Source organism: Streptomyces sp. NPDC055400 (genome assembly GCF_053644375.1).
Genome location: NZ_JBSHLM010000009.1, coordinates 127,086 through 144,409 on the forward strand (window position 1 = coordinate 127,086; position 17,324 = coordinate 144,409).

Below are 17,324 nucleotides of genomic sequence, written 5' to 3' on the forward strand. Positions count from 1 at the left end.
CGCGTCGTGGGTCACGGCACACAGGCGTGAGGTCCGCCGCCCGCGCACCGGCCCGCTATATCTTCCGAGAGCAGGACGGCGACACCCACTCCGTACTCGACCGTAAAGGCCCGCCACCGTGACCGGACGCGTCCCCAAGCCAACCGAGAGTCCGCGTCCGCACGAGCCCGTCGGTGAGGCCCGGTGGCCGATGGCCGCGGCCGTCATGGCCGCCATGGTGCTGACCATCCTGCTCCCCGACGACCTCCGTCTGGCGCCTCGCTGGGTGCTCCCGGCCATCGAGGGACTGCTGCTGCTCACGCTCATCGCCGGAGACCCGGGCCTCATCAGCCGGCGCTCGGCCGTCCTGCGTACCGCGTCGATCGCCCTGGTGGGGGTTCTCGCGCTCAGCGCCGTCTGGTCGACCTTCCAGCTGGTCGACGACATCATCCGGAACGGCAAGGAGACCAGCTCCGCCACCAGCCTGCTGCAGACCGGCGGCACGGTGTGGGCCTGCACCGTTCTGGCCTTCGCCCTGCTGTACTTCGAACTCGACAGCGGCGGGCCCGCGGCCCGTGGTCACCACATGCCCCCCACGCCCGCGCTCGCCTTTCCCCAGCAGCTCTCCCCCGGTTTGGCGAGCGAAGACTGGCGGCCCCGCTTCATCGACTACCTCTACCTCGGGCTCACCAACGCCACCGCCTTCAGCCCCACCGACGTGATGCCCCTGGCGCCCTGGGCCAAGATCGCCATGGGCATTCAGTCCCTTGTGTCCCTGCTCATTCTCGGGCTCGTGGTCGCCCGGGCCGTCAACGTCCTCGCCTGAAGAGGTGCCGGGACGGCCGCGCCGTCACTCCGGCCACGTTCACAGCGGGTCCGTCCAGCCGCCTCCCGTGCCCGACAACTCGAGCGGATGGGCCGTGCGCCATACGGTCTCGAACAGCGCGTCCAGGGCGTCCAGAAGGCCACTGCGGCGCAGCAGCACGGCGCCGGGCTCTCCCGCCGGTGTGACCGCGAGCGGGACCAGGCCGAGTTCGGCGTCGGCCAGCACGAGTTTCATCGGCAGGTGGTCCGCGACGCGCAACTGCACCCCGTTGCGCACGGAATCGATCGCGTCCTGGACGATGCCCGGCTCTGCCGGCACGGCACGGTCCAGGACGGCTCGGAAGAGCACTCCACGGTTGAGCGCCATGGGCTCGGCCGTGTTCTCGTCGGGAGGCAGGGCGACGAACGGTGCGGTGATGAAGGAGCGGACCTGCGTCCGGGCCGCCTGCTGCACCTGGAGGAATCGATGACGGATGGCATCGACGCCCGTGACCAGCTGCCAGCGCCTGCGGCGGAAGGCTGATGAGTGACGGGGCGAGAGCATGCGATGGGTCTGTCGACCCGGTGACGGCGGCGTGAAGGCCTCATGATGGCAAGTCCTCGCCATGGCAAAGGCTTGTCAGCCGTGAACCGCGCGATTCAGGGCGGAATGGCACCGTGCACACGTGGGCCTGGCGACCCGCCTTTACGTCTCGCCGACATGCGTCGGGGGACGACGGGGGTCAGATTGGAAGTATCCGACCCACCGGACGAAGACACCTCGGCGGGCAGACGACAGAAGAGGCTGTCATGACGACCCAGACGAGAGCACCTGGTCGGCGAGAGGAAACACACGGCAGCGGTTTGCCGGTGTTCGCCGCCGTCATCATCACCATCGACGCACTCGTCGTCCGGGGGATTTGCGTTGCTCCCCGGACGACGAGGGACTGACGTCCGGGACCGGGACTCATGGCACTCGAAACAGCGACGGGGGAGCCGCCGCAGATGGTGCTCGTCGTCGGCGTCGCCGGGTCAGGCAAGTCGACGGTGGGGCGTCTCCTCGCCGAGCGACTGGGCTGGGAGTACCGGGACGCGGACGAGTTCCACTCCGAGGCCAACCACGCCAAGATGGCCGCGGGTCATGCCCTCACCGACAGCGACCGGGCGCCGTGGCTCGAAGCGATCGGTGAGTGGATGGACCGGGAGATCGCGGCCGGGCTGCAGGCCGTCGTGACCTGTTCAGCTCTCAAGCGGGTCTACCGGGACACGCTCCTGGCAGGGCGCCCCGAAGTTCTTCTGGTGTATCTGCATGGCTCGCACGAGCTGCTGGAGGCCCGGCTGGCCGCGCGGCACGGTCACTTCTTCCCTGCGGGCCTGTTGGACAGCCAGCTCGCGGTTCTCCAGGAACCTGAGCCCGACGAGCACCCGTTGGTGGTGGAGATCGACCAGCCTCCGGAGGCGGTCGTCGCAGCGGTGCTGTCGCTGATGCCACGCGAATCCGCTGCCGGGACACCGGCGCCCGAGTCGGACACGGAGCGGGCCCTTCACGCCGTTGCGCCCGACGGCCCTTCCTCGTCCCCCAGCCCCACGGGCGCGTCGTGGCGGTTGGTCCGGGGAGACCAGAGCGCGGTGGTGGTCCAGCTGGGCGGCGCCCTGCGTGAATACCTCGTGAACGGCCGACCGGTGCTTGACGGGTTCTCCACGGGGTCCGCCATCACGGGCGGGCGGGGGCAACTGCTCGTCCCCTGGCCGAACCGCGTGGGCGGCGGACGCTACCGCTTCGACGGCAGGAGCCTGCAACTCCCCCTGAGCGAAGTGGAGAAGGGCAACGCGATCCACGGACTGCTTCGCTGGACCCTGTGGCAGCTGCTCGCCCGCACCGATGACTCGGTGTTGCTCGGCACGACGCTCTGCCCCCAGCCGGGATATCCGTTCCTCCTCGATGTCCGTGTCGAGTACCGGCTGGGCCCGGACGGGCTCAGGACCGCCGTCCACGCCACCAACACCGGTACAGAGCCCGCACCTTACGGAGTGGGGCAGCATCCCTATCTGACGGTCGGCACCGACCTCGTCGACAGCGCCGTACTGACCGTTCCCGCCCGGTACCTGCTGCGTACCGACGACAGAGGCCTGCCCATCGGCCGGGAGCCGGTCGACGGCACCCCGTACGACTTCCGCGCCGCGCGCCCCATCAACGATCTGCGACTGGACACCGCCTTCACCGGACTCGACCGCGGCCCTGACGGGCGGGCGATCGTGCGGCTGGCGCACCCTTCCGGACTTCAAGGCGTCGATCTCTGGCTCGGCGAGGGGACCCGCTACGTGCAGGTCTACACGGGCGACACTTTGGCCGAACCCGAACGGCGGCGGGGGGTCGCCGTGGAAGCGATGTCCTGTCCACCGGACGCCCTCCGCAGCGGCACGGACCTCACCGTCCTGCAGCCCGGAGCGACCCACGTGCTCCAGTGGGGCCTGAGCCCATGGGCGTTCTCGTGACACCGTCCGCGGAGCCGACCCCAGCCGGCGATATGACAGCGCACGATTTCCGGGAGCTCTACGAGCGCCTACGGGGCCAGGCGGCGCAGCCGACGGTGGACGGCCGGTGTGGCGCCCTCCGCCATCTGACTCCCGCGCGCGTGACAGCGGCTGCTGCGCAAGTCCGCATAGGACGCACGGTGTCGCTGGCAGCTCCGATCGAAACCGTTCAGGGCCCCGACGATCCCGAGCCGGCGGTGCACCGGATGACCGGACCGAGCCCGAGCGATATCGGCTCGGCCGCGCTGCACTTCGCCACGGACCGCTTCGCCATGAACGTGCACGGCGACGCGGACAGCCATCTCGATGCCCTCTGTCACGTCATCTTCGACGGAGAGCTCTACGGCGGCGTGCCCGCGAGCAGCGTGACGGCCGCGGGCGCCCGTAGGCTCTCAGTGGACCTGCTCGAAAACGGCATCGTCGGCCGGGGTGTACTGCTGGACATTCCACGGCTGCGCGGCGTCCCTTGGCTGGAACCGGGCGACCATGTGACCTCGGGCGATCTGACGGCTGCTGAAGCCACGCAGGGGGTCCGCGTCGGACCGGGCGACCTGCTGTTCGTCAGAGTGGGGCATCGGCTTCGGCGCACCGAACTCGGGCCGTGGAACGCGGCCGAGGCACGGGTGGGCCTTCACCCGACCGCCGTGGAATTCCTGGCCGATCGACAGGTCACGGCCCTGGGCGGAGACGGCAACAACGACACCGCGCCCAGCGCGGTGGAAGGCGTCGCGTTCCCGGTTCATGTCCTGGCCATCCACGCCATGGGCATCCACCTCATGGACTACCTGCGGTTCGAGGACCTCCTCCCGGCCTGCGCGCGGGCCGGCCGCTGGAGTTTCCTGTGTGTGGTCGCCCCTCTGCGGCTGACCGGAGCCACAGGGTCGCCTGTGAACCCGATCGCGGTGCTGTGAGGGCCCTCACCGGGGACGCCGCTCCGGTCGCCGTCCATGGGGAAGGTGGATATTTTCGAAGGAGGTGGGGCCGCTCGACCCTCGCCCATCGGGGCGCGCCAGGTACCTGACACCAGGTCGGGGCCGTGATCCCAAGGACGGTGGTCGCCGTGGGTGACGCCCCTCACTACGACGTCATCATCATCGGCACCGGTGCCGGCGGGGGGACCCTCGCGCATCGTCTCGCGCCGTCGGGCAAACGCGTCCTCCTCGTCGAACGTGGCGGCTACCTGCCGCGTGAGCGGGACAACTGGGACTCGAACGCCGTGTTCGTCAGGGGCAAGTACCGAGCCCCGGAGTTCTGGCTCGACAAGGACGGCACCGAGTTCCCGCCCGAGGTCAACTACTACGTCGGCGGAAACACCAAGTTCTACGGGGCAGCCCTCTTCCGGCTGCGGCCCGAGGACTTCGGCGAGCTCCGTCATCACAGCGGTGTCTCTCCCGCCTGGCCGATCCGGTACGAGGATCTGGAGCCGTACTACACGCAGGCCGAGCACCTGTATCTCGTCCACGGACGGCACGGTGAGGATCCCGGTGAGGGGCCCGTGAGCGCACAGTACGCCCATCCGCCCGTGGAGCACGAGCCGCGCATCCAGCAGCTGAGCGACGACCTCGAGAAGCGTGGCCTGCACCCGTTCCACCTGCCGATCGGCGTCAATCTGAGCCAGGAGAACGGGGGTCGGCCCACCCACTCCAGTGTCTGCATCCGGTGCAACCGGGTCGACGGCTTTCCGTGTCTGGTGCGCGGCAAGTCCGACGCCGAGGTGATCTGTGTCGCGCCGGCTCTGGAACACCCCGAAGTCGAGATGGTCACGCACACGCAGGTGGTGCGCCTGGAGACCGATGCCCGTGGACGCAGTGTCACCGCAGTCGTCGGCCGGCTCCCCGACGGCTCGGAGGTCCGGTTCACGGCGGACGTGGTGGTCGTCTCCTGCGGGGCGGTCAACTCCGCGGCGCTGCTGCTGGCTTCGGCGAACGAGCACCACCCCCGTGGTCTCGCGAACAGCTCCGACGTGGTCGGCCGGTTCTACATGCGGCACAACAACCTGGCCCTGATGGCGGTGTCGAAGGAACCCAACGACACCCAGTTCCAGAAGACCCTGGCCCTGCACGACTGGTACCTCGGCGCGGACGACTGGGACTTCCCGCTGGGCGGCATCCAGATGCTGGGCAAGTCGGACGCCGAACAGATCCACGGCGAGGCCCCCCGCTGGGCCGGTGCGGTGGCACCCGACATGCCGTTCGAGGTACTGGCACATCATGCCGTCGACTTCTGGCTCTGCGGTGAGGACCTGCCACTGGCGGACAGCCGGGTCACCCTCGACCGTGACGCCCGTATCCGGCTCGCTCTCGACGAGAAGAACAACATCGAAGGCCTGAAGCGCCTGAGGCACAAACTCCAGGGAATGCTCGGCCACTTGGGCATGCACGAGCACCATCTGCTGTCCCGCAGCATCTACCTGCACAAAGGCATGCCGATCGGAGCGACGGCGCACCAGGCGGGCACCGTACGCTTCGGAACCGATCCCGCCGACTCCGCGCTGGACGTGAACTGCAAGGCCCACGATCTCGACAACCTGTACGTCGTCGACACGAGCTTCTTCCCGAGCATCGGCGCGGTCAACCCGTCCCTGACCGCCATCGCCAATGCTCTCCGGGTCGGCGACCACCTCTTGGCCCGGCTGGGCTGAGAACTGGGTTGAGAACGACGACCGGCCGCTGGTCCGCTGGTCCGTCTGGACGAAGATGCTGGACCCAACGGCCTAGAGGCGATTCCGAGGAGATGCCTACCGTCCCACCGGGTGATTGCGTGATGCCGCCCGGCACAGCTGGCGCCGGACTCAGCGCAACCGCGCAGCGAGGAGGCAGGACGGCATGGATTCCCCCGTGGGAGCGCCGCAAGGTGTGATCCCGGCCCGTTTGCTGCACGGCCAGAAGGCTCTGGTCACCGGCGCCAATTCGGGCATCGGCAAGGCCACGGCCATCGGCTTGGGTCGCGCCGGCGCCGACGTGGTCGTGAACTACGTGGCGGGTCGGGAGGCCGCCGAAGAGGTGGCCGAGGAGATCGCCTCGTTCGGGGTGCGCTCGGCGGCCTACGAGGCTGACGTGTCCCGGGAGGACCAGGTCGTCGCCATGATGGACCGGATGGTCAAGGAGTTCGGCACCATCGACGTTCTCGTGGCCAACGCGGGACTGCAACGTGACGCCCGGTTCACGGAGATGACCCTCGCTCAGTGGCAGAAGGTCCTCGACGTCAACCTCACCGGTCAGTTCCTGTGTGCACGGGAGGCCGCCAAGGAGTTCCGGCGTCGAGGTGTGGTCCCCGAGGTCTCCCGCTCCGCCGGAAAGATCGTCTGCATGAGTTCCGTACACCAGATCATCCCCTGGTCGGGTCACGTGAACTACGCGTCCTCCAAGGGCGGCGTGCAGATGATGATGCAGACCCTGGCCCAGGAACTCGCGCCGGAGAAGATCCGCGTCAACGCAGTCGCCCCGGGAGCGATCAAGACGCCGATCAACCGCGCCGCCTGGGAGACGCCCGAGGCACAGAAGGACCTCCTGAGGCTCATCCCGTACGACCGGATCGGGGACCCCGACGACATCTCCCACGCCGTCGTCGCCCTCGCCTCCGACCTCATGGACTACGTGGTGGGAACGACCCTGTACGTCGACGGCGGCATGACCCTCTTCCCGGGCTTCGCCACCGGCGGATGACCCTCTCCCGGGCCTTCACATCCACGAACGGCGATGGCACGAATGGCCACCTCGCTCCACCTGCTGGCTGATGCCCCGGCCCAACTCCTGCCGGCCCGGGAACTCATGGCCTTCACTCTGGCCTCCCACATCATCCTGGTGCCCCTCGGTGTGGCGTCGTAGCGACGATTCTCACCGCGGGCTTCATCGTGGCCGGTGTCTATGCCACGGGCTGGCTGCGCGGCCGCCGGGACCACTCCACCGTCTCGGCTTCGCCGTACCGTTCACCAGCGCCGCTGTCGCCGCACCGGTGCAGTTCATCCTCGGCGATTCCATCGCCCGGTCGGTGTTCCACAAGCAGCCGGTGAAGTTCGCCGCGATGGAGATCGTCCGGAAAACCGACACCCGCGTGCCGGAATACCTCTTCGGGCGGCTGAACGAGGACGGCACCGTCTCGGGCGGCATCAAGATCCCGCTGCTCGACTCGGTACTGGCCGGATTCAGTCCGCACACCGAGGTGGTGGGGCTCACCTCCGTCCCGGCGGACCAGCGCCCCACGGCGACGCAGGCGACCATCGCCCACTGGGCCTTCGACATCATGGTCCTCATCGGGTCCGTGCTGGTACTGCTCGCCCTCTGGTACGGGCTCGTCTGGCTGCGGCACCGCCGCCTGCCCGCCTCGAAGTGGTTCTACCGCTCCGCGGCCTGTGCCGGTGCCGGGTCCGTCGTGGCCGTCGAGTGCGGCTGGATCGCCACCGAGGTGGGGCGCCAGCCCTGGATCGTCTACCAGAACATGCGGGTCGCCGAGGCCGTGACCTCGACTCGCTCCACCAGCCTGTGGATCATGCTCGGTGCGGTGATGGTGGTGTACGTGTTCCTCTTCGGCTCGTTCCTCGCCGTCTTGTTGAAGATGCGCACGCGCTGGCGGCTCGCCGATGAGCTGCAGGCCGTGGCAGGTACCCACACGCCGGAGGCCGACATCCCTTACGGGCCGCGGGCTTCGGTTCCCGCGGGTGACGCGCCCGCCGCCGGCCCCGGAGCCGGCCGATCCGGCGGTGATGGCCCGTGACCGCCGACCTCATCGCCGTGGTGCTGCTCCTGGCCGTCACCGCGTACGCGTGCGCGGGCGGCACGGACTACGGAGCCGGCTTCTGGGACCTGACGGCCGGAGGCACGGAACGCGGTCGGCGTCCCCGGTGGCTCATCGACCACGCCATGGCCCCCGTATGGGAGGTGAACAACGTCTGGCTGATCTTCGTTCTCATCATCATGTGGACCGGCTTCCCCGTCCTGTTCCAGACCGTGTTCTCCGCCCTCGGTGCCTTGACCTTCCACGCGGTGGCCACGTTGCACCAGGTCGACGCCGGCCGGGGGTACCAGTTGGGCCAGTTCTTCCTCAGCCTGGCCGTCGGGCTGGTCCTCGTACTCCTCGGGCCCGCACCCACCCACGCACCGCACTGAGACACACGGGTGGCGCTGCCGCCTACGGCTGATCCCTCCGCGCGCCCTGCAGCATCGAGTCCAGGGTGATCGCCGCGTCGATCAGTGCCAGGTGCGTGAAGGCCTGTGGGAAGTTACCCAACTGCCGCCCCGTCAGGTCGATCTCCTCGGAGTACAGGCCCAGATGGTTCGCGTACGTGAGCATCTTCTCCAACACCAACCTGGCCATGTCCGTACGTCCGGCCCGTGCCAGCGCGTCGACGTACATGAACGTGCACAGGGAGAAGGTTCCCTCGGAGCCGCGCAGCCCGTCGGGGGACGCCTCCGGGTTGTAGCGGTAGACCAGGCTGTCGCTGACCAGCTCGCCTTCCATCGCGTCCAAGGTGGACTTCCACATCGGGTCGTCCGGCATGATGAAGCCGACCGTCGGCATGCGCAGCAGCGACGAGTCGAGCACATCGTCGCCGTAGTGCTGCACGAAGGCCTGCTTCCCGGCGTCCCAACCACGGTCGAGCACTTGCGCATAGATCTCGTCCCGCGCGTCGACCCAGCGTCCTCCGGCCGCGGGACGGCCGTCGTCGTAAGCGATCCGCAGGGCACGGTCGAAGGCCACCCAGGACATCACACGACCGTAGGTGAAGTCCTTCCGGCCGCCGCGGGTCTCCCACAACCCTTCGCCGGGCTGGTCCCAGTGATCGACCAGCCAGTCGAGCAGTGTGTGCAGGGCCTTCCAGCCCCCGTTGTCGAGATGCATGCCGTGCTGATGCGCGAAGTAGATGCTGTCGAGCGCCTCGCCGTAGATGTCCAGCTGAAGCTGGCTCGCCGCCCCGTTGCCGATGCGGACCGGGGCGGAGCCGCGGTACCCCTCCCAGTGCTCGAGTGTCTCCTCGACCAGGTCGGCGGAGCCGTCGACCCTGTACATGATGTTCAGCGGCCCGGTGCCGTCCCCCTGGCCGGCTTCGTGCTTCACGCGGGCGTGCAGCCAGTTGATGAACGCGGCCGCCTCTTCCCTGAATCCCAGGCCCAGCAGGGCGTACACCGAGAACGAGGCGTCGCGGATCCAGGTGAACCGGTAGTCCCAGTTGCGCTCTCCGCCCAGTTGCTCGGGCAGTCCCGTAGTGGGGGCGGCGACCATGGCGCCGGTCGGCGCGTACGTCATGAGCTTGAGCGTCACAGCCGAACGTTCCACCGCCTCCCGCCAGCGGCCTGAGTAGGTGGACTGCCCCAGCCAGGAACGCCAGAAACGAACCGTCTCGTCGAAGAGTCGCTCGAACTCCTCCACGCGGACCTCGTGCGGAGGCCCCCCGGGCGACGATTCCAGGACCAGGCCGCGCTGCTGCCCCGCACGCAGGGTCAGGGAGAAGCGCAAGTCGTTCTTGTCGGCCGTGAGGACGTTCAACAGCCGTTCGTCCTGCGGCTCACGGACGGGATGGACGGCGAGGTCCAGGTCCTCCGAGGTGAACAGAGCACCGTGCTCCGTGCGGTGCAGCTCGTGCGGCTTACGGCCGTAGTCGAAGCGCGGAGCGATCTCTCCTTCGAACGTCATGCTGCCGCGGACACAGCGCAGCATGCGGACGATACGGTGCCGGTCGGTCGCGGTCTTTCCGGTCACCGGCATGAAGTCGACGACCTCCCCCGCCCCGGCCTCGGTCATGAAGCGCGTCACCAGAACTGCGGTGTCCGGGTGGTAGAGCTGCTTGGTGGTGTACGTCCCCGCGGTCGGCCGCACGGTGAAGTGGCCGCCCCTGCTCCGGTCGAGCAGAGCGCCGAAGACGCTGGGCGAATCGAACCGCGGACAACAGAACCAGTCGATCGTCGCATCGGTTGTCACCAGGGCCGCGGTCTGCAGGTCACCGATCAGGCCATGGTCCTCGATCAGAGGATAGTCGTCCATTTGCAGACCCCTTTCAGCCCGGCCGACCACACTCAGGGCACTGTCACGCCGCGGATGAAGTGGACTGGGCGGCCCCGATCAGCGTAGGCGGCCGACGTCAAACCGTCCTGACGAGGGAGCCGCACGTGGTGACGGCGTTCCGGATTCCGGCTTGTGGCCGTCGCGGCGGCCGTGACGGCGTCGCCGGGCCCAGGTAGCGAGGCCCCACAGGAGCGTCTGCTGGACGGGCGGCGGATGCTCCGCCGCTCGCGGCCGCCCGCGGAGTGTTCTGCAGGAGATCCGTATGGAACCCCACTCAGGCCTGCCGGATCCTTCACACGACGAGTCGCCCGCGGATGGGCGCCGCACCGACCTGGCAGTTCTCCAGCGCCGTATCGCGGAGCCAGAGGGTGGTGCGAAGACCCGTGTGCACCAGTGGCGCCATGGGCCGTCACGCCTGCCGCTCCTGCGCTCGCCGGCCGTAGTGCCGGCGATCGGCGCGCTACGGGCGCGGCAAGCGGGCCGACCGGAACGACAGGATCCATGACCGCGCCGAAAGCCCGCCCGGCCACCTCCGAAGAGCCCGAGGAGCCCACCGAGGCCGACCGACTGCGAGATCTCCTGCGGACGCCCGGTTACCGCAAAGTCCTGTTCTTCAGCGCGCTCATCGGCGTTCCGATCTCCCTGGCCGCCTGCTGGTTCCTCGTCGGGTCGGTGCCCTCCTGGCCGTCCTCCTGTTCAAAGCCGCCGCGTACGCCCTGTGCCTGGGCAGCCTCCGCGGCGGACTGGTGTTCCCCGTACTCTTCCTGGGCGCGGCGGCAGGTGTGCTGCTCGCTCCGCTGCCCGGACTCGGGGTGATCCCCGCCGCCGCCGCGGGCATGGCCGCGGCATCCGCGGCCGCCCTGCGGCTTCCGGTCAGCGCCGTGGCCCTGGTGGTCCTGTTGCTCGGGAACTCCGAGACGATCCCCGTGGTGATCCTGGCGGCCGTGACATCCTTCGTCACCGCCGAGCTGCTGCCGCCGGGCCCCTCGGCCACGCCCCCGTCGCGCCCCGAGGTGTCGGCGGCGGCGTGAGGGCCTGAGCGGACGAAGAAGGCAACCAGGGGCGGGAGTTGCCAGGCCGCGCCGAGCTGCGCGGACGCGGGAGGAAAGGAACAAGATCCCGCACAACGCCTGCCGACGCCATGAAGGACGTCCGGCCTTCCGACCGTCAGTCGGCGTCCTTGCCCATCGCTCGCAGGACCGCCTGGCGGGCCTCGTAGAAGTCGACGTCCGAGACGTCCGGGTCTTCCTCCACGTCGCTCAGCCAGTCCTCCATCTCCTGGGGCTGCCACAGGTCGAAGCCCTTGGGGATGGAGAGCGTCGTGGTGTTCGCACGCAGCTGCTCCACCGCAGCGGCTTCCTGGACACTGCGAGTGCTCACCTCGGTCACCGCGCCACGTCCTTCCGGTTCATAGGGGAACGGACGGGCGACCTTGCCAGACACACGCCGGATGTGTCCAAACGGCCCGGCGCCCCCATCCTCAGTCGAAGAGTCGGAGCCGTCGGCGCTCTCCTCGCCGGCTGGCTGACCTGCGGCGCAACAGTTCACTGTTGTCGTGCCGCCGAGCCCGGATGGCCCAGGGCCGATCACTGTCGCCGATCAGCCAGCCACACCGAGCACCAGAGCGCCCCGATGCGGGAGAAGAAGGCTGCCCCATGCCCGAGAGGCCGTGAGCGGAGGGTGTCGGGCGCCCGGGCAGGGGTTTGGCCGGCCCCGTCCCGGCTTGCGACGGCTCTTCTGCCGCCACACCCTGTCCATGACGCCCTTGTGTTCGCTCCGCTCCGGCCCAGTCACATGATTCCGACGGCGTTGTCCGAAGCTGCCCTCTGGGGAACACGTAGCTGCGCGACTCGACGACGGGAGGCGGTGACACACAAGTGGACGACGGTTCGCGTCGTTCGCAGCGGCAGCAGCCGGGCGGGCCCGGCTCGCGTCCCCGCTCCGGTCGCGGTGGGCGACGGCGGCGGTATGTCGTGCTGAGGAGCCGACCCGCCCGCGGGGTGGGGGCGGAGGCACGGGCACGTACGGCTGGGTCGGCGGTACGGCGCGACTGGGACCACGACGGCACGGCCGTGAACCGCGGGCTGCGCGTGGCGGCGGCGTACGCATGGCGGCTACTGCTGCTCGGAGTGGCCGTGTACGCGGTTTTCACGATCCTGGGGCGGTTGCAGCTGGTCGGCGTGGCGCTCTTCCTCGCGCTGGTCGTGACCTCGGTGCTGCGTCCGCTCGCTGATCTGCTGGCGCGGCGTCTGCCGAGGGCCGCGGCAGTTGCGTTGAGCGTGGTGGGCAGCCTGATGGTCGTGCTCGGGCTGCTGGTGCTGGTCGGCGGCCTGATCGCGGGGGAATCGACACGGCTGGGGCAGGAATTCTCCGGGGGCGTCGGGCGGATCCAACGGTGGCTCGAGGGCTCCCCCTTCCACGTGAGCCACGCGGTGCTCTCTGATCTGCAGGGCAAGGTGTCCACGTTCGTCTCGCAGCACCGTTCGGGACTCATCAGCAGCGTGCTTAGCGGCGCCGGGCGGCTGGTGGAAGTCCTCACCGCGGCGGCGCTTGCCCTGTTCTGTTCCTGCTTCTTCATGCATTCCGGGGACAAGTACTGGTACTGGTTCCAGCATCTGCTGCCGGAGGGCGCCCGGGACACCTGGGGCCGTGCGGGACGGGCGGCGTGGCGCACCTTCGCCGGGTACACGCGGGGCATCATCATCGTGGCGGCATCCAACGCCGTACTGGTCGGGATCGCCCTGTTCGCGCTGCGCGTGCCGCTGGCCCTGCCGCTGATGCTGCTGGAGTTCTTCGCCGCCTTCGTCCCTCTGGTCGGCTCACCCATCGCGCTGGCGGTGGCCACGGTCGTCGCCCTGGCCGCGCGGGGCCCGGTCACCGCGATCGTGGTGCTCGCCCTGATCGTGGTCGTCGGCCAGATCGAAGGCCACGTATTGCATCCACTGGTACTGGGCTGGGCGGTGCGGCTGCACCCCGTGGTGGTGGCTGTCTCCGTTATCACCGGCAGCATCCTGGCTGGAGTGGTCGGCGCGGTCGTGTCCGTTCCCATGGTGTCGGTCGCCTGGTCCGTACTCAGCGAACTCCGCATCCCGCGTACCCGGCCCGAGCCGGACCACCCCGGGCGCTCGCCGGACTGACACGCCGAGGGCCCAAGGGCCCAGGGTTTGCCGGGCGTCAACCCACTTCGCCAGGTAGATCCCTCAGGAGCGGGGACGGCTTAGGCTACTGCCGTCGGTCGGCAGCAACTCGCTTGCTGACCAGGGGCAAGGGGATCCGGGGTCCGGTGATCCGGGGATCAGGGGGTGACGAGTGGCGACGTGCGACGCGCATGAGGTATTCGAGCCGCTGCAGGCGGACGATCCGTCCGTGGTGGCCGGTTACCGGCTGGCCGCGCGGCTCGGCGCAGGCGGCATGGGACGGGTCTATCTGTCCCACACGCAGGGCGGCCGACCCGTGGCGATCAAGGTCGTCCGGCCCGAACTGGCCGACGACCCCGCCTTCCGGCGGCGTTTCCGCCGGGAGATGGAGGCCGCCCGGCGGGTCAGGGGCGCGTACACCGCGGAGCTGATCGACGGCGACGCAGACGGCGCACCGCCCTGGCTCGCCACGCTGTACGTAACCGGCCCCTCCCTGGCGGAAGCTGTCGGCCGGCGCGGGGCGCTGGCGGTGCCCGCGGTGCTGTGGCTGATGGCCGGAGTCGCCGAGGCTCTCCAGGCCATCCACGGCGCGGGGATCGTGCACCGTGACCTGAAGCCGTCGAACGTCCTGCTCGCGTCCGACGGACCGCGCGTGATCGACTTCGGCATCTCGCTGGCCACGGGCGTCAGTTCACACACCGCCACCGGGTCCACCATCGGCACGCCCCAGTTCATGGCTCCCGAGCAGGCGTCCGCAGGCGAGGTCACAGCGGCGACCGACGTGTTCGCGCTCGGCCAGACCGCGGCGTTCGCGGCGCTCGGTGAGCCCCTGTACGGCGATGGTCCCGCGGTCAGCGTGCTGTACCGGATCGTGCACTCCGAGCCCGATCTGTCGCTGCTGCCCGCTCGGCTCCGTCCGCTGATCGCCCGCTGCCTGGCCGCCGATCCAGCGGAACGAGCCACCCTCGCGGAGGTCGTGGAGTGGTGCCGGCAGCAACTGGGCGAGGACGCCGACGCGGGCGCGGGACCGGCGGTCTGGCAAGAGGTCATGGGGCCGGAGGTGACGGTGCCGCCGCCGGTGTCCGGTCCCACGCCGGTACACACGCTCCCGCTGCCCGCCGCGGAGCCGTGGCAGGCGCACGACCCATGGGCGCCGCCGACGGACCCGGGCACGGTCCTGTCACGAAGACGCGGGTCCAGACTGACCGTGGGCGTGGCCGTGACGGCTGCCGTGCTGGTCCTCTCGGTTCTGGCGTGGACGGTCATGGACGCGACGGGGGTGTTCCGCGACCGCGGAGATACGAGATCGGGTCGTACGGGCACGTCGGCGGGGGCCGATCCACGGACCTCGGCAGGCGCGTCGGCGTCGTCATCGGCCTCACCTCGGGCAGCGGGGAAGACATCGGGGGCAGACGGCAACGGAGCCGACGAGCAATCGGCCCGGACGGGGGGCACCGCGGGCGACACCCCGACCGCGGCCGGTCCGGTGCGGGGCGAACCGCACTCCGGGCAGTGGCTGGACGCGAAGAACTCACTGAGCTTCAAGGAACCCGTCCAGCGCAAGGACCGCACGGGGGACATCCGTTTCACCTGCGCGAAGGAGGTCAGCTGCGCGCTGGAGAGCGACACCAGCGTGTTCACCATGGTCTTCGGTGAACCGGGCGCGGACCTCGACGAGTGCCGCCGCCTCACCAAGAGTCAAACGAGCCATCGCCTCCCGCTCGCCGCGGCGGCGTCGGGCACTGAGATCTGCGTCCGGCACCGCAACGGCGACATCGCGCTGCTCGTGATCCAGACGAAGTCGACCGCGATGCCGGACATCGCGTTTGTGTCCGCGGACATGACGGTGTGGCGGCAGGCAGGCTGAGCGTCCGGCACGGCGTCCAGGTGGTCCTCATCGACGGGGGCCAGCCCGGTGGACACGTCACCAACTGGGCATTCTCGGGCGATCAGGAGCCGGCCGACGAAGGTACGGACGCGTGAACCTGTCCACTTCCGTCACCGGCCGGTCGGCGATGTGGACCTGGATGGTTGGAGTTCGGCGCGCCGTATCACGGGGACGCAAGCGCTGAGCGCTGCGGCCAGCAGGCAGATCGTGCCGCATCCGATGAAGAACATGTCCGCTCCCCACAGGGCCACCGTGATGCCGACGGCCGGGAAGAGCACGGGAGCGAGGCCCAGCGTGCACAAAGTCGTGACCGCGGTGACCCGTCCGAGGTAGCGGGGGTCTGTCTCCGTCTGGACCAGGGCGCCGGTCAGGGTAGTGGTGAACCCGCTGGTCAGCCCGATCAGGGAACCGAACATGACGGCGATGGGCAGTGAGGGTGCGTTCCCCAAGGCGACCGCTCCCGCAGCGGTGGCGAGCAACGCGCCGCACATCGCCGGCCCGGCGCGCGGTATCCGGGTCGCGGCGGTGAGCAGGAGCGCCGAAGCTGCCGCTCCGACGCTGAAGGCGCTTGCGATCCACCCCATGCCCGAGGCGCCCCAGCCGCGTTCGTCGGCCAGGAGCACCAGGCCCGTCGCGACCGGACCGCTGAAGCACATTTCACTCAGACCGATCACCGTGACGAGCGGGGCGAGCATCCGGTGCCGGCGGATGTATCGCAATCCGTCCCCCAGTTCACGCCACACGGAGGCGCTCTGGGACACCTCCGCCGGAGAGGTAGTCCGCACCGTGAGCAGAGTGACGAGCGAGAGAGCGAAGAGAACTCCTGCGGCTGTGAACGCGCCGGCCGCACCGCCCATCACCAGAACGGTTCCCGCCAGGAGGGGGCCGACGGCATTGCTCAGCCGGATCGACAACCCGCGCATCCCCTGGACCCGGGCGAGTTGCTCAGGTGCCGTGATGCGCGGCGGGAGCGCGCCCACCGCCGGCATGAATACGGCGTCGACCAATCCGAAGATCAACGCGACCGTGACCAGCAGCCACACGCTCGGGGACGCCAGCATGGCCGCGGCTGCAGCGGCCAGGATGACCGCGCAGCGAACCGCGTCGCTGACGACAGCAACCCGGCGCGGCCCGAACCGGTCGGCCACCACGCCGCCCCCGAGCATGAACACCGCACGGGGAAGAGCTCCGGCCGCTACCACCAGGCCCACCTGTGACGGCCCGCCGGTGCGTGTGGCGGCCCAGGACAGGGCGAGGAAGTACACGACGTCGCCGGTGACCGAAGCGGTGTACGCGGTAAGCCAACGCAGGACATTGACGTCCCGGTAAGCGGGCCGCGCGGACGCGGCTATGACGTCCGCGTTCACGCGTCACCGGCCGGCGGCAGGGCCGTGCCAGGCACCGGAAACGCCTGCACTTGCAGTGCTACTGGCGAGGCCCCTTCGGGCGCCTCGCTCTCCCCATGTCGATATCGCGAGATCACCTCGAAGATCTCGGCCCGTATCCGGTCCACATCGCTCGGGGTCAGGTACAGAAGGAAGTCGCTGTAGGTGGTGACGTCGAGCCACTCCTGAGGGAGCAGCGGCACATCATGCGCAGCCCTGCGCAGGCGATCCGCGGCGGCAAGGGCGACTGCGTGCGCGTATGCGCGTCCGGCCTCGCGCTGCTCCGCAGGCGCGGAAGCGGGATCGTGGATCGACTGGCGATGGACGGATTTCCACCACCGCTCGCGCCCGGTGCCACGGTCCGGCTCCTCCACGATGAGTCCGCCCGATGCAAGGCGACGCAGGTGGTAGCTGGCCGCGCCCGGGTTGATGCCGAGTTCGCCGGCGACCCGGGTGGCGGTGGACGGACCACGCTCACGCAGCAGGGTGAGTACGTTCAGGCGCAACGGGTGAGCGAGTACGCGCAAGGCAGCGGTGTCGAGCTCGATGTCCCGTCCCGAAGGCTCGGCGGGTGCAGCGGAGGAAGCGACCATGCAC

The 17,324-nt window shown here is 69.5% G+C and carries 14 protein-coding genes and 1 pseudogene; 10 read left to right on the forward strand and 5 right to left on the reverse strand.

Annotated elements, in window-relative coordinates; translation table 11 throughout:
• Window positions 1-118: 118 nt before the first annotated feature.
• Window positions 119-805 carry a hypothetical protein gene (locus ACWIGU_RS24120; protein WP_454403769.1) on the forward strand — a complete coding sequence of 229 codons (687 nt, stop codon included), beginning with the start codon at window positions 119-121 and terminating at the stop codon, window positions 803-805.
• A gap of 39 nt (window positions 806-844) precedes the next feature.
• Here ACWIGU_RS24120 and ACWIGU_RS24125 read toward each other — a convergent pair whose 3' ends face one another.
• Complete coding sequence (locus ACWIGU_RS24125) at window positions 845-1,348, reverse strand: hypothetical protein (protein ID WP_454403770.1); 504 nt, start codon at window positions 1,346-1,348, stop codon at window positions 845-847.
• Between the two features lie 404 nt (window positions 1,349-1,752).
• Between ACWIGU_RS24125 and ACWIGU_RS24130 the strand changes: the two genes are divergently transcribed.
• The 6 genes and pseudogenes from ACWIGU_RS24130 to ACWIGU_RS24155 form a co-directional block, all read left to right on the forward strand.
• Window positions 1,753-3,279 carry a gluconokinase, GntK/IdnK-type gene (locus ACWIGU_RS24130; protein WP_454403771.1) on the forward strand — a complete coding sequence of 509 codons (1,527 nt, stop codon included), beginning with the start codon at window positions 1,753-1,755 and terminating at the stop codon, window positions 3,277-3,279.
• A 32-nt stretch (window positions 3,280-3,311) separates the two neighbouring features.
• Window positions 3,312-4,229, forward strand: coding sequence for a cyclase family protein (locus ACWIGU_RS24135; protein ID WP_454403772.1), 918 nt, complete (start codon window positions 3,312-3,314; stop codon window positions 4,227-4,229).
• A gap of 149 nt (window positions 4,230-4,378) precedes the next feature.
• Complete coding sequence (locus ACWIGU_RS24140) at window positions 4,379-5,959, forward strand: GMC oxidoreductase (RefSeq protein ID WP_454403773.1); 1,581 nt, start codon at window positions 4,379-4,381, stop codon at window positions 5,957-5,959.
• 184 nt (window positions 5,960-6,143) lie between these two features.
• Complete coding sequence (locus ACWIGU_RS24145) at window positions 6,144-6,983, forward strand: SDR family oxidoreductase (protein ID WP_454403774.1); 840 nt, start codon at window positions 6,144-6,146, stop codon at window positions 6,981-6,983.
• Window positions 6,984-7,272: 289 nt separating this feature from the next.
• Entirely contained in the window at window positions 7,273-8,031 is a 759-nt protein-coding gene (locus ACWIGU_RS24150) for a cytochrome ubiquinol oxidase subunit I (RefSeq protein WP_454403775.1), read from the forward strand.
• Window positions 8,028-8,277 (forward strand): annotated as a pseudogene (locus ACWIGU_RS24155) (cytochrome d ubiquinol oxidase subunit II); the annotation flags it as partial. The gene ACWIGU_RS24150 and the pseudogene ACWIGU_RS24155, both read left to right, overlap by 4 nt.
• Before the next feature lie 168 nt (window positions 8,278-8,445).
• Here the strand turns inward: ACWIGU_RS24155 and ACWIGU_RS24160 are convergent.
• A complete protein-coding gene (locus ACWIGU_RS24160; protein ID WP_454403776.1) occupies window positions 8,446-10,296 on the reverse strand; it encodes a glycoside hydrolase family 15 protein in 1,851 nt (616 codons plus the stop codon).
• A gap of 674 nt (window positions 10,297-10,970) precedes the next feature.
• Here ACWIGU_RS24160 and ACWIGU_RS24165 point away from each other — a divergent pair.
• The gene (locus tag ACWIGU_RS24165) at window positions 10,971-11,348 is read left to right on the forward strand and encodes a chloride channel protein (RefSeq protein ID WP_454404013.1); all 378 of its coding nucleotides are present in this window, start codon (window positions 10,971-10,973) and stop codon (window positions 11,346-11,348) included.
• A gap of 136 nt (window positions 11,349-11,484) precedes the next feature.
• On the opposite strand, the gene ACWIGU_RS24170 is transcribed toward ACWIGU_RS24165, so the two are convergent.
• Entirely contained in the window at window positions 11,485-11,697 is a 213-nt protein-coding gene (locus ACWIGU_RS24170; RefSeq protein WP_356290061.1) for a hypothetical protein, read from the reverse strand.
• Window positions 11,698-12,194: 497 nt separating this feature from the next.
• Here ACWIGU_RS24170 and ACWIGU_RS24175 point away from each other — a divergent pair, with 497 nt between their 5' ends.
• Together ACWIGU_RS24175 and ACWIGU_RS24180 are read left to right on the forward strand one after the other, a co-directional pair.
• Window positions 12,195-13,454 (forward strand): AI-2E family transporter, encoded by a 1,260-nt coding sequence (locus ACWIGU_RS24175; RefSeq protein WP_454403777.1) that lies wholly within the window; start codon window positions 12,195-12,197, stop codon window positions 13,452-13,454.
• A 274-nt stretch (window positions 13,455-13,728) separates the two neighbouring features.
• Window positions 13,729-15,321, forward strand: a complete 1,593-nt coding sequence (locus ACWIGU_RS24180) for a serine/threonine-protein kinase (RefSeq protein ID WP_454404014.1) — start codon at window positions 13,729-13,731, stop codon at window positions 15,319-15,321.
• Window positions 15,322-15,452: 131 nt separating this feature from the next.
• On the opposite strand, the gene ACWIGU_RS24185 is transcribed toward ACWIGU_RS24180, so the two are convergent.
• On the reverse strand, window positions 15,453-16,709 hold the full coding sequence (locus ACWIGU_RS24185) for an MFS transporter (protein ID WP_454403778.1): 1,257 nt from the start codon (window positions 16,707-16,709) through the stop codon (window positions 15,453-15,455).
• On the reverse strand, window positions 16,706-17,320 hold the full coding sequence (locus ACWIGU_RS24190; RefSeq protein WP_454403779.1) for an ArsR/SmtB family transcription factor: 615 nt from the start codon (window positions 17,318-17,320) through the stop codon (window positions 16,706-16,708). Before ACWIGU_RS24190 ends, ACWIGU_RS24185 begins: the two co-directional genes overlap by 4 nt.
• Window positions 17,321-17,324 lie beyond the last annotated feature (4 nt).

Coding starts and splice junctions, on each gene's coding strand:
- ACWIGU_RS24135 (WP_454403772.1), top strand. CDS start 3,312: ATGACAGCGCACGATTTCCGGGAGCTCTACGAGCGCCTACGGGGCCAG.
- ACWIGU_RS24130 (WP_454403771.1), top strand. CDS start 1,753: ATGGCACTCGAAACAGCGACGGGGGAGCCGCCGCAGATGGTGCTCGTC.
- ACWIGU_RS24125 (WP_454403770.1), bottom strand. CDS start 1,348: ATGCTCTCGCCCCGTCACTCATCAGCCTTCCGCCGCAGGCGCTGGCAG.
- ACWIGU_RS24190 (WP_454403779.1), bottom strand. CDS start 17,320: ATGGTCGCTTCCTCCGCTGCACCCGCCGAGCCTTCGGGACGGGACATC.
- ACWIGU_RS24145 (WP_454403774.1), top strand. CDS start 6,144: ATGGATTCCCCCGTGGGAGCGCCGCAAGGTGTGATCCCGGCCCGTTTG.
- ACWIGU_RS24160 (WP_454403776.1), bottom strand. CDS start 10,296: ATGGACGACTATCCTCTGATCGAGGACCATGGCCTGATCGGTGACCTG.
- ACWIGU_RS24180 (WP_454404014.1), top strand. CDS start 13,729: ATGGGACGGGTCTATCTGTCCCACACGCAGGGCGGCCGACCCGTGGCG.